This window comes from Priestia sp. 10L35 (assembly GCF_056395685.1).
In genome coordinates this window covers 367,794-382,501 of sequence record NZ_JBFTKA010000002.1, presented here as the reverse complement: position 1 = coordinate 382,501, position 14,708 = coordinate 367,794, and the positions used below count along the sequence as shown (strand labels likewise).

14 protein-coding genes are annotated in these 14,708 nt (G+C 36.6%); 12 read left to right on the top strand and 2 right to left on the bottom strand.

Features of this window, described 5'->3' with window-relative positions; genetic code table 11:
- Nucleotides 1-6 precede the first annotated feature (6 nt).
- Nucleotides 7-1,215 carry an MFS transporter gene (locus tag AC1DEF_RS07940; protein WP_097823390.1) on the bottom strand — a complete coding sequence of 403 codons (1,209 nt, stop codon included), beginning with the start codon at nt 1,213-1,215 and terminating at the stop codon, nt 7-9.
- Between the two features lie 256 nt (nt 1,216-1,471).
- Here AC1DEF_RS07940 and AC1DEF_RS07935 point away from each other — a divergent pair, with 256 nt between their 5' ends.
- From AC1DEF_RS07935 to AC1DEF_RS07895, 9 genes are all read left to right on the top strand, one after another.
- Nucleotides 1,472-1,933: a MarR family winged helix-turn-helix transcriptional regulator gene (locus AC1DEF_RS07935; protein ID WP_014460056.1), complete on the top strand. Its 462-nt coding sequence runs from the start codon at nt 1,472-1,474 to the stop codon at nt 1,931-1,933.
- Complete coding sequence (locus AC1DEF_RS07930) at nt 1,930-4,599, top strand: MMPL family transporter (protein WP_097823389.1); 2,670 nt, start codon at nt 1,930-1,932, stop codon at nt 4,597-4,599. Before AC1DEF_RS07935 ends, AC1DEF_RS07930 begins: the two co-directional genes overlap by 4 nt.
- A 262-nt stretch (nt 4,600-4,861) precedes the next feature.
- Nucleotides 4,862-5,026 carry a hypothetical protein gene (locus AC1DEF_RS07925; RefSeq protein ID WP_016764155.1) on the top strand — a complete coding sequence of 55 codons (165 nt, stop codon included), beginning with the start codon at nt 4,862-4,864 and terminating at the stop codon, nt 5,024-5,026.
- A gap of 301 nt (nt 5,027-5,327) precedes the next feature.
- On the top strand, nt 5,328-6,476 hold the full coding sequence (locus AC1DEF_RS07920; protein WP_477727343.1) for an ABC transporter ATP-binding protein: 1,149 nt from the start codon (nt 5,328-5,330) through the stop codon (nt 6,474-6,476).
- Nucleotides 6,477-6,555: 79 nt separating this feature from the next.
- Nucleotides 6,556-7,542, top strand: a complete 987-nt coding sequence (locus tag AC1DEF_RS07915; RefSeq protein ID WP_097823387.1) for an SIS domain-containing protein — start codon at nt 6,556-6,558, stop codon at nt 7,540-7,542.
- A gap of 116 nt (nt 7,543-7,658) precedes the next feature.
- The gene (locus AC1DEF_RS07910) at nt 7,659-8,945 is read left to right on the top strand and encodes an ABC transporter substrate-binding protein (protein WP_013083210.1); all 1,287 of its coding nucleotides are present in this window, start codon (nt 7,659-7,661) and stop codon (nt 8,943-8,945) included.
- 15 nt (nt 8,946-8,960) lie between these two features.
- Nucleotides 8,961-9,842, top strand: a complete 882-nt coding sequence (locus AC1DEF_RS07905) for a carbohydrate ABC transporter permease (RefSeq protein WP_318331315.1) — start codon at nt 8,961-8,963, stop codon at nt 9,840-9,842.
- Nucleotides 9,842-10,726, top strand: coding sequence for a carbohydrate ABC transporter permease (locus AC1DEF_RS07900; RefSeq protein ID WP_043982526.1), 885 nt, complete (start codon nt 9,842-9,844; stop codon nt 10,724-10,726). The genes AC1DEF_RS07905 and AC1DEF_RS07900 overlap by 1 nt, the downstream gene beginning before the upstream one ends.
- A 15-nt stretch (nt 10,727-10,741) precedes the next feature.
- Nucleotides 10,742-11,584, top strand: a complete 843-nt coding sequence (locus AC1DEF_RS07895) for a fructoselysine 6-kinase (RefSeq protein WP_097823385.1) — start codon at nt 10,742-10,744, stop codon at nt 11,582-11,584.
- Nucleotides 11,585-11,625: 41 nt separating this feature from the next.
- Here the strand turns inward: AC1DEF_RS07895 and AC1DEF_RS07890 are convergent, their stop codons facing one another.
- Nucleotides 11,626-12,357, bottom strand: coding sequence for a GntR family transcriptional regulator (locus AC1DEF_RS07890; RefSeq protein ID WP_013057106.1), 732 nt, complete (start codon nt 12,355-12,357; stop codon nt 11,626-11,628).
- A gap of 291 nt (nt 12,358-12,648) precedes the next feature.
- Here AC1DEF_RS07890 and AC1DEF_RS07885 point away from each other — a divergent pair, with 291 nt between their 5' ends.
- The 3 genes from AC1DEF_RS07885 to AC1DEF_RS07875 all read left to right on the top strand — a co-directional run bounded on the left by AC1DEF_RS07885 (nt 12,649) and on the right by AC1DEF_RS07875 (nt 14,621).
- Nucleotides 12,649-13,668, top strand: a complete 1,020-nt coding sequence (locus AC1DEF_RS07885) for an STAS domain-containing protein (protein WP_097823384.1) — start codon at nt 12,649-12,651, stop codon at nt 13,666-13,668.
- Nucleotides 13,669-13,856: 188 nt separating this feature from the next.
- Nucleotides 13,857-14,285 carry an SRPBCC family protein gene (locus AC1DEF_RS07880; protein WP_097823383.1) on the top strand — a complete coding sequence of 143 codons (429 nt, stop codon included), beginning with the start codon at nt 13,857-13,859 and terminating at the stop codon, nt 14,283-14,285.
- A complete protein-coding gene (locus tag AC1DEF_RS07875) occupies nt 14,286-14,621 on the top strand; it encodes an ArsR/SmtB family transcription factor (protein ID WP_043982530.1) in 336 nt (111 codons plus the stop codon).
- Nucleotides 14,622-14,708: the final 87 nt, after the last annotated feature.

Below are 14,708 nucleotides of genomic sequence, written 5' to 3'. Positions count from 1 at the left end.
AGACAGTTAGGACGATTGTTCACTATGTTTTTTGCGTGTTTCCACAATAAACAGACAAGTGCTAATAACAAAAGCCGTTCCTACAAAAATGGCGCCAACCCAAGGAAGTGAAGTAAGTCCCATATGGTTAATAATCACGCCTCCGAAAAAGGCGCCAAAAGCATTTCCTAAGTTAGCAAATGAGTGATTCGAAGTAGAAGCTAAAGCAGGTGCTTCCTGTGCTAAGTTCATAATCTTCACTTGAATACCAGGCATTACAGCAAAAGCTGCTGCTCCCCAGAAAAACAGCGTGATAATAGCTGCTGCTGGGCTTTTAACAGTAAACGTAAAAATAGTCAGCACAATACAAAGAAAAGCAAATATACCTACAACCGAAGGCATTAGCTTCCAGTCTGCAAGCTTGCCTCCAACAACGTTTCCAAGCGTAACGCCACATCCGTATAATACAAGTATCCACGTAACGCTGTGTTCACTTACTCCTGTAACGTCTTCAAGAAGCGGTGTAATGTACGTAAACACAGTAAATAAACTACCGCATCCTATTGCGCTTAAAAGAAGCATTACAAGAAGTTTTGGTTGGGTAAAAGTAGCAAACTGCTGTTTTAGACCTGTTAATTTGTCTTGACCAAGCTTTGGGATAAACAGAATAATACCGATAAATGCAATAATCCCCATGATCGTAATAGCTCCAAACGAAGCTCTCCAACCTAAGTGTTGACCAATAAATGTTCCTACAGGAACACCGATGATATTTGCAATAGTTAAACCTGCCATCATCGTTGCGACAGCACTTGCTCGCTTATGCGGCTGCACGAGCCGTGAAGCAATAACAGCGCCTACTCCAAAGAACGTACCGTGACATAATGCCGTAACTAAACGAGCTCCCATCAAAATTCCATAGTTGGGTGCAATGATAGCAATTGCATTTCCGAGAATAAATAAAAGCATGAGTAAACAAAGCAGAAGCTTTTGAGGAAGTCGATGAGTAAAAATAGTTAAAATTGGCGCGCCGATTGCTACTCCTAAAGCATAGCTTGTAATGAGCTGGCCAGCAGTCGAAATGCTAACATGAAGATCTTCCGCAACGTTAGGCAGTATCCCCATAATAACAAATTCCGTCATTCCAATAGCAAAAGCTCCAAGAGTTAACGAGATGAGAGCAATTGGAAAGGAATCTTTCTTACTGACCTGCTCATTAGCATGCATTGTGTTCATGTGTGATCACCCTTTCTGTGTATAAAATTTATATCTCCTTGAAAAGAAGTCAATTACTAATAATACTTAAGTGATTGAGCTTTGACAACCAAAAAAGCTGATGTAAGCGGTATCTTTTCGAATTCCATTTATCTTTATCATATATGAAGACAGTCAGACATAAATTTATTGACAGAATAAAGTTTAGTCCTATAAACTAATTTTTAAAGTTGAATAGTTTATACCTATAAACTAAATGTGCAAAGGAGGAAAAGAAGTGACGAAAAGCAAGTTATATCAAGCTGTAGAACTTTTTGAAGAAGTGCTGTTTGTAGGAACAGAAGTAATTCACAGAGAGATAAGCCATAACCTCTTCGAACATGTCTCAAGGCAGCAGTTTGATTTGTTAAATAGTTTAATGATTAAAGGTCCATCTTCACCAGGCAGTCTTGCTGTCTTGCAAGGTGTCCATAAAAGTGCCATTTCGAATCGAATTAAAAAACTGCTCGAAAAAGGGCTTGTGGAGTGGGACACTAATGAACTAGAGAGCGATAAACGTTCTAAGCTTATTAAGATTACGGCTGAAGGAGAAAAGGTAATAAATGACGGAAATGCCGCGTGTTTTAGTATCATTGAGAATTTGTTTGATGATGTAGAAGAAGAAAAAATAGATACATTTATTGAAATTCTTACAATGGCAAAAGAAAAGTTAACTACAAAAGGGGAAAGCAAAGAATGAAATTTATTGTGAAATTTAAATGGGTGATTGCGGCCTTTATTTTAGCTTTAACGGTTATATTGATGCTAACGTCACCAAATTTAACAAAGCTCGCAAGTGAAAAAGGACAGTCTCAGCTTCCTGACGATGCCGTTTCATCTAGAGCCAGCCAAATTCTAAAAAATGCTGGAGAAGATAGTAATACCATCAGCATGGTTATCAAGTTAGATAACGCATTAGATAAAGATAGTGAGAAACAAATACAGAAAATCATTGATAAGACAGAGAAAATCAAAGGTGTAAAAGATGTCACAACGCCTTTAACAGATGATCAAGATGTTCGTAATCAATTAATGTCTAAAGACAAAAAAACTGTTTTAGTTCCGGTTACTGTCAGTGGATCGGATGAAAAAGTTGAAAAAATAGCGAATCAGATTTATGATAGCGTGCCAAAAGACACTACGGCATATGTAACAGGTGCATCTCTTATTAATCAGGATTTTGCACACAGTTCAGAAGAAGGGTTAAAGAAAACCGAGTTTATTACTATCTTTTTGATTTTAGGTTTGCTTTTACTCGTTTTCCGTTCAGTCGTGACGCCGTTTATTCCTATTTTAATTGTGGGAATCACATACTTAATCAGTCAATCGTTACTAGGGATTTTAGTTAAAAATGTCGATTTTCCAATCTCAACGTTCACGCAAACGTTCTTAGTAGCTATTTTATTTGGAATTGGTACGGATTACTGCATTCTTTTACTTAATCGTTTCCGTGAAGAATTGGCAAACGGACATGATAAAGTAGAGGCCACGATCACGGCTTATCGTACAGCAGGAAGAACGCTATTTATCAGCGGAATTGCCGTATTTATTGGATTTGCAGCCATTGGATTTGCCAAGTTTGCCATTTTCCAGTCGGCTGTCGGGGTAGCAGTGGGCGTAGGTGTACTGCTAGTCATTTTATTTACTCTGCTTCCACTTTTTATGGTTACGCTTGGAGAAAAATTATTTTGGCCGTCTAAAAAAGTGGCTTCTCATAGCGATAATAAGCTGTGGGGCTTTTTAGGAAAAAAGGCAGTGGCGCGACCGTTCGTGTTTTTAGTCATTACAGCGATTATTACCGTGCCTTTTATTGTAACGTACGACTCAAAAGTATCGTTTGATTCTACTGCTGAAATAAGCAGTGATTATAAATCTATAAAAGGACTAAATGCTATCAGTGATGCACTGGGAGAAGGAAAAGCGTTTCCTGTCAATGTTATTATTAAAGGAGATAAAGAGTTAACAAAGGCGGATGTTATTCCTTATTTAGGAAATATAAGCAAAGCAATTGAAAAAGTGGATCACGTGGATTCTGTTATGACTATCACACAGCCTACCGGAGAAAAGATTGATGATTTATATGTTAATTCACAGTTAGGCTCTGTATCAAACGGAATCAAAGATGCTGTTAAAGGAATCGGAGATGTGCAAAAAGGATTAAGTGATGTTAAAAAAGGGCTAAATCAAATAGCTGACCAAACGGGTTCTGCTTCTAAAGAGAAATCTGGCGGGTCGCTTGCACCTGCTGCAGATGGATTAGCTCAAATTAATCAACAGCTGCAGCTTGTCAGCACTCAGCTCTCTACAACAGGAAATGTGCAGCAAGCGGTTCCGCAGCTTGTTGCAATCAGTAAACAGCTTACTACCATTCAAACCGGTCTCCAACAAGCAAATGAGAAGCTTTCAGCTCAGCAAGGTCAAGTTGGAACGTTATCAGACAGTATCAATCAGTTAGCAAAAGGCGTTAACAGTGCGAATGACGGACTGACTAAGATCTCAGATGGCTTAACAAAAGCAACAGATATGCTTGATAACATGAGTGACAGCTCAACAGTTAGAGATACGGGTATTTACCTTCCAGCAGAAGTGATGAAAGATAAAGGGTTTAAACAATCCATCGATAACTATTCTTTTGCAGATGGAAAAGGAGTTAAGCTCAGTGTAGTGCTCGATCAAAATCCATATTCTGAAGAAGCCATTTCAACCGTAAAAAATATTGAAAAAGCGGTGGCAAGCGAAGTCGTTGATACGCCGTTTGAGCATACAGAAATTGTGTACGGAGGGGTATCGAGCTCAAATGCGGATTTAAAAGATTTATCTACAACGGATCTTTCACGCACAATGGTTATTATGATGATTGGATTGTTTATTGTGCTGACCATTTTATTCCGGTCAATGATCATGCCTGTATACATGATTGCTTCACTGCTGCTTACGTATTATACAGCAATGGGAATCTCAGAGCTTCTATTCGTGGATATAATGGGGAATGACGGAATCAGCTGGGCCGTGCCATTCTTTAGTTTTGTTATTTTAGTTGCCCTTGGAATTGACTATTCTATTTTCTTGTTAGACCGTTTTAACGAAGAAGTAAAAAGCGGCGTAGCAGAAGGGATGGTTACGTCTATGAGTAAGATGGGATCGGTTATTATTACTGCTGCTATTATCTTAGCCGGAACGTTTGGGGCTATGATGCCATCAGGTGTATTAACACTTGTTCATGTAGCAACGGTTGTTATTATTGGTCTTTTACTTTATGGCCTTGTCATTCTTCCGCTTCTTATGCCAGCGATTGTCGTAACGCTTGGAGAAGGAAACTGGTGGCCGTTTCTTCGAAAAAAAGAAAAATACAAAATAGAAGAATAATTTGTATATGATAGCTATATCAAAAATTAGATATCTGTTAGGAAATAGTGATACGCCTGTATAGCATTAAACATTATATAGGGTAAAAATGAAGGATAGATGAGCGTTATAAGACTGCTCTATCTATCCTTTTTGTATTATTGGAAAACGTGAGTATAGTTTAAAAGCACAATCAAGCAGGTGCTGTTATAAATACACTTAGTCGAATAAAAGACCTCTCATCAGGAAAACCTATAGTCAAAAACATGAGGGAGGTTTTTTTATGAAATTTGTAAATTTCTTAGCTAATCAGCGAGACAAACGACGGGAACAAATGCGCGAAGCAGGAACATGTCCAGATTGCTTAGGGAAACGATTCCACCATATTGGACTTTATTTTGTGCATGTTTATGAGTGTCCAAGCTGTCAAGGCAAAGAAGATATGTAATAAAATCTTCAGAAATAAGGCAAAGGCAGTCTCTATGCAGATTATGATGTGAAACCTTCTTATTTTAGAGAAGGTTTTTATTTTTTTGAAGGTGAACGGTTGCTTGTATGTTTTGTGTTAGCAACCTTTACATATTTATTTTCTGTCTAACTAGATTCGATTAGTATAGTTATTAAGTTACTTTAATGTCTCAAGTTAACAATTTAAATAAAAAGGAGGAAAGAATTAAGGATTAAGGAAAAAGAGACGCGTAACTTGCAATCATGTATCTCAAACTTTAAATATAAGGAGCTGAGGTGATATGACAATGTTACATTTAGATAAAGTATATAAAATATATGATAAAAAAAATATCGCCGTAAATGATTTTAACCTTCAGATTGGAGAGAAAGAGTTTGTTATATTTGTTGGACCTTCAGGCTGTGGTAAATCTACTACGCTGCGAATGATTGCAGGTCTAGAAACGATTTCAAAAGGTGATTTTTACATTGATGGAGATCATATGAACGAAGTAGCTCCAAAAGATCGTGACATTGCTATGGTCTTTCAAAATTATGCTCTTTACCCTCATATGACTGTTCGAGAAAATATGGCATTTGGCTTGAAGTTAAAAAAAATAAAGAAAGACGAAATTGATAGACGGGTAAATGAAGCAGCTAAAACATTAGGTCTAGAAACATATTTAGATAGAAAGCCAAAAGCTTTATCCGGAGGGCAGCGTCAGCGAGTTGCTTTAGGTCGTGCTATTGTTCGGGAAGCAAAAGTTTTCTTAATGGATGAACCATTATCTAATTTGGATGCGAAGCTACGAGTACAGATGCGTGCTGAGATTATTAAACTGCATCAAAGGCTGCAAACAACAACAATCTATGTGACGCATGATCAAGTGGAAGCTATGACAATGGCTACTCGCCTAGTTGTTATGAAAGACGGGATTATTCAACAGATCGGAACTCCTCAAGATATTTATAGACATCCTAGGAATGTATTTGTAGGCAGTTTTATTGGATCACCCGCAATGAATTTTTTTCGGGGGTATCTCCAAGGCACTTATTTTATAATGGGAGAAACTAAAATACAGCTTCCTGATTTTCTAATACACGCTTTACATTCTCAAGGTCATAATGAGAAAGAGGTCATAATGGGTGCGCGTCCTGAACACATTGTATATCATAAAGAGGATAGTAAGAGAGAGTTGAACAATGAGTTTTGCTTCACTACGACACTAGATATGATAGAGGTACTAGGTGCTGAAACAATTTTATATGCTAGTTTAGAAAAGCAAACGTTTGTGGCTCGAGTGCCTTTTTTATGTGAGTTTGAAGCAGGGGACAAAAACGCTTTTTCGTTGAATTTAACCTACGTGCATTTCTTTGATGGAGAAACAGAAGAGCGCATTTCTACAAATATAGATAAAAAAGTTAAATATTCTGATAAATGTATTGACTAGTTAACGTTTTCGGTTTAATATAACAATATATAACATTACATAATGTTGTATATCATATCTTATTTGAGGAGTGGGGAAAATGAGCAAAACAGCAGTGAATGTAAAAAGTGATGTGCAAGCCGTATTAAACGAATTAAAAAGCAAGCAAATTCGTAATGTGTTTTTCGTCGCATGTGGAGGATCTTCTGCGATCATGTATCCAGCTAAGTATGTACTAGATCGAGAAGCTCAACATATTACATCCGATTTGTATAGCTCGAACGAATTTATCCACCGCAATCCGCAGCAGCTGGGAAAAGACTCCTTAGTTATTTTATGTTCCATGTCAGGAACAACTCCTGAGACTACAGAAGCAGCTAAGTTTGCTAAAAGCAAAGGCGCTTATGCTGTAGCCTTAACAAATGAACCTACTTCACCTTTAGCACACAGTGCAGATATTTTTATTAAGTATGAGTGGGGCAATGATATCGATGCTTTTGAAACAAATTTAGGCGTTTTATATCAGCTTGTATTTGGTCTCTTATACGTAGCAGAAGAAAATGATAAATTTGCAAAGTTAGTTACTAGCTTAGAAAATCTACAGTCTGTTTATGAAAAAGCTCTAGAATACGAAGCGAGCAACGCAAGGAAATTTGCTGAATCACATAAGTCCGAACCGGTTATTTATACAATGGCCAGCGGCTCGAACTATGGAGCAGCCTATTCATTCAGCATATGTATCTTAATGGAAATGCAGTGGATTCATTCTCACGCTATTCACGCTGGAGAGTATTTCCACGGTCCATTCGAAATTATTGATGAAAACGTACCGTTTATTATCCTAGCTGGACTAGATGAAACGAGACCTTTAGAAGAACGCGCCTTATCATTCTCTAAACGATATGGAAAGAAATTAACTGTTCTAGATGCAAAAGCATATGACTCCGAAGGAATTGATAAAGATGTGCAAGGGTATATTGCTCCTCTTGTATTAAACCGTGTACTGCGTCAGTATGCCGAAGAATTAGCTGAAGCACGCAATCATCCTTTAAGTAAAAGACGCTACATGTGGAAAGTAGAATATTAATAATCTCCTAATAAAGATAGAAATCTGTATATTTTCCTTACGAGTTATACTATAATGTTATAAAACATTATAGTATAACTTATATATGAAAGCACTTACAATAAGGGGGTTTCTATATGAAAAAGACAAATTTAATCTTAGCCTCACTTTTAAGTTGTTCTTTAATGCTCGGGGGGTGTGCGGGAAAACAAACGTCTTCAGACTCAGACACAGGAAAGACAACATTAACATTCTTTCACAGATGGCCAAAAGAACCTGAAAAAAGCTACTTTGAAGAAGTTGTAAAAGAATTTGAAAAACAGCACCCTGATATTGATATTAAAACAGAAGCGGTGTTAAACGATTCGTATAAAGATAAAATTAAAGTTATGACAGGCACTAATACCCCTCCTGATGTGTACTTTTCTTGGAGCGATGAGTTTGCTAGACAATTTGTCAGAGGAAACAAAGCCTTAGATTTAACCTCTTATTATAAGAAGGATTCAGCGTGGTCTTCCAAGCTTGTTCAGTCTCAAATTAAACCATATACCGTTAATAAGAAAATTTACGGTGTTCCTGTCACAATGGACGGGAAAATGTTTTTTTACAACAAAGATATCTTCGATAAATTAGGATTAAAAGCGCCTACAAACTGGAACGAGCTATTAAATGTTTTAAGCGTGTTAAAAAAGAAGCATTATACAGCTTTAGAATTTGGAAGCCAGGATACGTGGACCATTTCTCACTACGTAGGAACCTTGAATCAGCGCATGGTAAAGCCTGACGTTCTTTCAAAAGACTATAATTCAAAAACTGGGACATTCACGGATAAAGGCTATGTAAAAGCTCTAGAAAAATTAGAAGAATTAGTTCCTTACTTTAATAAAAATACAAATTCGATTGATCATGAATATGCAAGACAACAATTTTCAAATGGAAAAGCAGCTATGTTTTATGCTGAAACCGCTGAAATTAAGCTTTTCGGTCCAACGAAATTTAAGATTGGCATGTTTAATTTTCCTAAATTAGAGGATGGAAAAGGAAATGCTACTAATTTAACTGGATCACCTGAAGGGTTTATGATTTCTTCTAAAACAAAGCATCCAAAAGAAGCGATGGAATTTCTTGAATTTTTAACATCAAAACAAATGGGTGAAAAGCTAGTAAAAGAAGTAGGGAAATACAGTGCAGTAAATGATACAGCTAACAGCAGTAATTCAACACCGGAGCAATTAGAAGCAGTAGATAATATTTTACAAGCCAAAGAGATGGCTCCATGGTTTGATATGGCAATCGATGCTCGAATTGCAGATGCTTATTTAACAGGGGCTCAGCTTATGCTAAATGGTGATAAAACACCTAAAGAAGTAATGAAAGATGTGCAAAAAGCTGCAGCCAGTGTTCGTGCTGAATCTAAAAAGTAAGGAAGTGAAAAAGCGATGTTAAAACGCAATAAGCTAACCCCTTATTTATATCTTCTTCCTGCTTTTGCTTTTTTACTACTTGTGTATATCCCTATTTTTCAGAATATTTGGGATAGTCTTTATGAGTGGAGCACATTTTCACCAGACAAAGTTTTTGTAGGAATAGATAATTATGTGCACTTATTTAAAGACCCTGTCTTTTATCAGGCACTCAAAAATAATATTCTTTATGCGGTCATTTCAATTATTTTTCAAGTGGGTGGAGGTCTAATTGTGGCTGCCGTTTTAGAAGATAAACTTATTCGAAGGTTTTCTCCTTTTTTTCGAACGGTTTATTTTTTACCAGTAGTCGTTTCGATGACCGTTATTGCCTTGCTGTTTACTTTTTTTTACAATCCTGAAGTAGGGCTTTTAAATCAAATGCTCAAAATGATCGGATTAGACTCATTGGCAAAACCTTGGCTAGGAGACAGTAATACGGCTATTTATGCAGTTATTGCTATATCTCAGTGGCAGTCTATCGGCTATATTGCCATGCTGTATATTGTAGCGATACAAAAAATCTCACCTGAATTGTATGAAGCAGCTGAAATAGACGGCGCTAATAAATTTAAAATGTTCTTTCATATTACTGTACCGCAAACAAAAGAAATGACATTTGTGGCTGTTATTTTAACGCTCACTGGTGCTTTTACAGTATTTAATGAACCTTATATTTTAACTGGAGGCGGACCGGGTACATCATCTGAAGTCCTAAGTACGTATTTATACAAAACAGCCTTTTCGAAAGATATGATGGGCTATGCTTCCTCAATTGCTACTGTCATTTTAATTATTACGCTGTTGATTTCTCTTGTTCAAATGAAAGCATTTAAAACAGGAAAGGAAGACGCTTGATGCAGATGCCTAAAACAAATGTCACCTTACCTAATGTTGTCAATACAGCCACTAAAGAAAGAAAAAAGAAGAGCTACACAGGTGTAACGATAGTATATGTCGGATTGATTGTCTATTTTATCGTCATTGCGTATCCTTTGCTTTGGATGATTATAAGTTCTTTTAAAAGCACGGATGAAATCTTTACGCACAGCTGGTCTATGCCGCATACTTGGCTAATTGAAAATTATGTGACAGCGTGGAAAAGTGGAATATCTTCTTACTTTTTAAACAGTGTAATCGTCACGGGCGCGTCTTGTTTTTTGACGGTGCTGGTCAGTGCGTTAGGAGCTTATGGACTATCACGCTTTGAGTTTCAAGGAAAAGCTTTTGTCCTCATTATATGTCTCGGAGGGCTTATGCTTTCTCCTCAGGTAAGTTTAATTCCTTTGTATAGCATTATTCAAAAACTTGGAATCTATAATACACACTTGGCACTGATTCTGCCTTATGTTGCTTATCGAATTCCTTTAACCATCTTGTTAATTCGAGCTTATTTTCTTTCGATTCCAAAAGAACTAGAGGAAGCAGCTCGGTTAGATGGATGTACAAGCTTGGGGATTTTATTTCGAATTTTTATCCCAATGAGCACGCCCATTCTATTAACAACGACAATTTTGACAGCTTACTACACATGGAATGAATTTATGTTTGCCATTATCTTTATCGACGACGACAGTTTGCGTACAATCCCAGCAGGATTAATGCAATTTAGAGACGCTTTGCAAACAGATTGGGGGGTATTACTAGCTGGACTCACCATTTCAGCAGCACCGATTGTTATGTTGTTTTTATTTATGCAAAAATATTTTATCCGTGGCATTGCTAACGGAAGTGTTAAATAATAGGAGGACAAGCAGATGAAACTAATTGGAGTAGGGGATAATGTAGTAGATTACTATAAAGATCAAGGAAAGATCTATCCAGGCGGCAACGCGCTAAATGTGGCCGTATTTTATAATAGATTGAGCAATCATCAGTCTTCCTATATGGGAATCGTGGGGAATGACGAATCGGCAGAGCATGTAGTAAATACTTTGCAGCAAGAAAAGATGGATATTAGCAGAGTAAGAAGAGCTGTAGGAGAAAATGGAATGGCGGTTGTAACACTTGATGAACAAGGTGACCGAGTTTTTGTAGGATCAAATAAAGGGGGCGTTCAATCTAGATTAAAACTAATGCTGAATGAATCGGATTTAACCTATATTCGCCAGCACGATCTTCTTCATACGAGCGTTTTTAGTCATTTAGAATCTGACCTTCCGTTGCTACATAAAATCATTGATATTTCCTTTGATTTTTCTACGAGATACGATGAGAAATATTTACAGCAAGTATGTCCATATATCAGCTATGCATTTTTCTCAGGAAGCAGCCTGCCAGAAGAAGAGTGTATGAATTTAATAAAGCGAGTACACCTGTTAGGAACCAGTGTCGTATGCGTGACAAGAGGAGAAGAGGGAGCTTTATTATCAGTCGAAAATCAGTTATTTAAACAGCCTATAATTCCTACAAATGTAGTGGATACGCTTGGGGCTGGAGATTCTTTTATAGCTGGCTTTCTTTCTTCTTATCTACCAGAAAAAAACATAGCCAAAGCGCTCCATAATGGATCATTGGTGGCATCACAAACTTGTCAAAATTACGGAGCATTTGGATATGGAAAAGAATATCATACAGACTGTGAAATGGTTCTAAAATGAATAAAATAGCGCCTTTGCTTTTGAAGCAAGGCGCTATTTTATTAAGAATTAGAACTGTCTATAGTGAACGTAACGCGATTCGCAGGGTAGTGTAGAAAAGATGAATGAATCGGTCTTTTTTGTGCATCATACGCCACTTTTTCCACTTTAAACAGCGGCTCTCCGACTTCACATTCTAAATGTTTTGCTTCATCCACATTTGCAAATACCATGTTCAATAATTTTTTATTATGAACCGGAGCAATATTGTACTTGTTTTTTATAGTATCGTACATTGAAACTGAATTATGGACGTGCTGATCTAAGTGTGGTAACAATTCTAAGGAGTAGTGAGAAATTTCTAAGGTAAGAGGCTGGTCGTCATAATACAGGATGCGCTGCAGTTCAAGGACTTCACTTTCTGGAGGGATTGATAACATCTTTGCCACATGAGCTTTTACAGGTTTTATACCAAAAGACAAAATTTTAGTCTGCGGTACTTTCCCTAATTCCGACATATACTCTGTATGCCCATTAACGGCAAACAGCTCTCTCTTAGCTTTTGGATATTGAACAAAGGTTCCTTTTCCTTGCTGACGTATCAGAAGGCCTTCTTCTACTAAATCTAATACGGCTTTTCTTACCGTAATCCGACTTACTCCGTATATATCGCACAAATCCGTTTCAATTGGAAGTTTTTCACCTGGAGTATAAACTCCTTTATTAATATCTTCTGTAATAGCCTGTTTTAACTGCATATATAAAGGCGTAGAGCTATGAGTATTTAGCTTCATCTTTTTCCTCCTCTTTCCTAAATACTTTCTTTTTGAATATAATTATATTATAACGTAATGTGATGTTATATTACAATTTGCTTTTCTTCCTTTTTATCATGTATGTTTGATACAAAAGAAAGAAAAGTTGGCGAATTCAAAGTTCTATAGCATTCACCTTTCTTTTCTATTAATTGAAAACATGGGTAATGGTTAGACAAGCAATAGAAAATATGCAACAATTTTTATTACTAGCTTCTTCAACATAAGATAAAATAGAAGGTAAGAACTTTATAAAAAGGAGATTCCGCCATGGGTGAAAAAAAGAATATTGATATAGGTGGTCTTAATTTTGCTTGGGATTTAGAAAAAGGACAATTTAGCTTTGAAGGAGAAGATGCGATCCTTTTTTGGATTTCTTCTGCGATGAAAACATTGTTTGACACAATCGAAGAAATATCTGGAGAAGAGGCAGCTTCTGTAGTACTGGAAACCACTGGTTTCCGACAGGGATTAGTAGTAGGAGAGTACTTTCAAAATATGAAAGGCGTAACGGTTTTTGAAGCGGCTGAGTTAATTACCAATACATACGCTTCGGCTGGATGGGGAAAAACTACTATCAAATATTTAAATCCTGAAAGTAAAACTCTATCTGCTGAATTAAAAGACAGTTGGGAACATAAAATTAACGTTGCGCAAAAGAAAACAAAGGGAGGAAATTTTCTTCCGGCCCATTATGCAGGGATTTTCACAGGACTATTCGGAACAAATATTTGGTACAAGGTGATTCAACATCAAATAGAAGGGCATGAATGCACCACAGTAGAATACTTCCCTTCTAACATTGATATCACTCAAAATATTCATCAATTAGCGAGAAGAAAAGAAGCGCAGAAAATAGAACATTTGCAAAACATTGTAGCAGAAAAAACAGCAGAGTTAAAAGATCTTATTAAAAAGCTTTCTTCTCCTATTATTCCGGTTTTGGAAGGCATAGTCGTCGTTCCTTTGATTGGCAAATACGACGAGGATCGAACGGAAGATTTGATTGTCAATACATTAAATAACCTCCCAAAACACCAGGCTAATTATCTTGTGCTGGATTTAACCGGATTGGATAAAGAACTTACTGAATATACGGCAAGTCTTATTGAAAAATTAGGTGCAGCAGCGTCCCTGATTGGTACGAAAACAATTTTAGTAGGGATTTCTGCCAACTTAGGCTTAGTTATATCAGAGACCCATATTGATTTATCAAAATATGATTGTTTTCAAACATTGCAGCACGGCATTCATTATGCATTGGCACAAAGCGGACGAAGCATCGTTTAAAAGATATATTTGAAATATAACAAAATGCACTCATTCAGCATCATAACAAATTTCTTTATCAAAGAACGGAAATGAATTGAAGGATTTCATTTTTCAAAAGAGGAATTGACATGAAACCAAAAGGTGTTATATTATTTTTATATAAAACCTTTTGGTGTTATTTTTAAAAAAGGAGAATGAAGATAACGATGAATGATAAAAGTGTAGTAGAAGATGTAAAACAGACGATAATATTTAACGCGCCGATTCAAAAAGTTTGGGATAAAGTAGCAACCGCAGAAGGGCTCCAACAATGGTTCATGCCTAATGATTTTCAGCCTCAGGTAGGATATGAATTTCATTTGCAATCGCCTTTTGGCCCATCTCCGTGTAAAGTATTAGAAATAGATGCACCAAACTATCTTTCTTTCTCTTGGGATACGGATGGATGGGTCGTTTCGTTTACCTTAAAAGAAATGGGTAATCAAACTGAATTTACGCTTATTCATAGCGGGTGGAAAGAAGCTGAAACACTTCTTGAAAAAGCAAACGAAAAGAGTTCAGTGGTACGAGATAGAATGAGCTACGGGTGGATTAGTCTCGTAAATGAAAAACTTCGAAAGGTTGTTGAAAACTAAATGACTTTATCAGCTGCCAAGCATGATATCTTTCAAGCCATTGCTGATCCTACTCGAAGAAAAGTACTTGAGCTGCTTTCTGAAAAAGAATTGCCTATATCAGAAATAACGTCTCATTTTTCAATAAGCCGTACCGCTATTGTCAAGCATCTTCATATACTTTCAGAAGCAGACTTAGTCCATGGACAGAAAAAAGGCAGAGAAAAAGTGTATTGTCTTCAGCCAGAGCCTTTAAAAGAGATACAAGATTGGCTTTCTTACTACGAGCAATTTTGGACGAACAAATTATCTATTCTTCAGCATATTGTTGAAAGAGATGAAGAAAGAAATCAATAGAAAAAGCATAAAAACGCTTTTTATAAGGAATATAGCAAAGCCAGTCGTTAAAAAGACTGGCTGTTTTACATAAAAGCTGGTTTTATT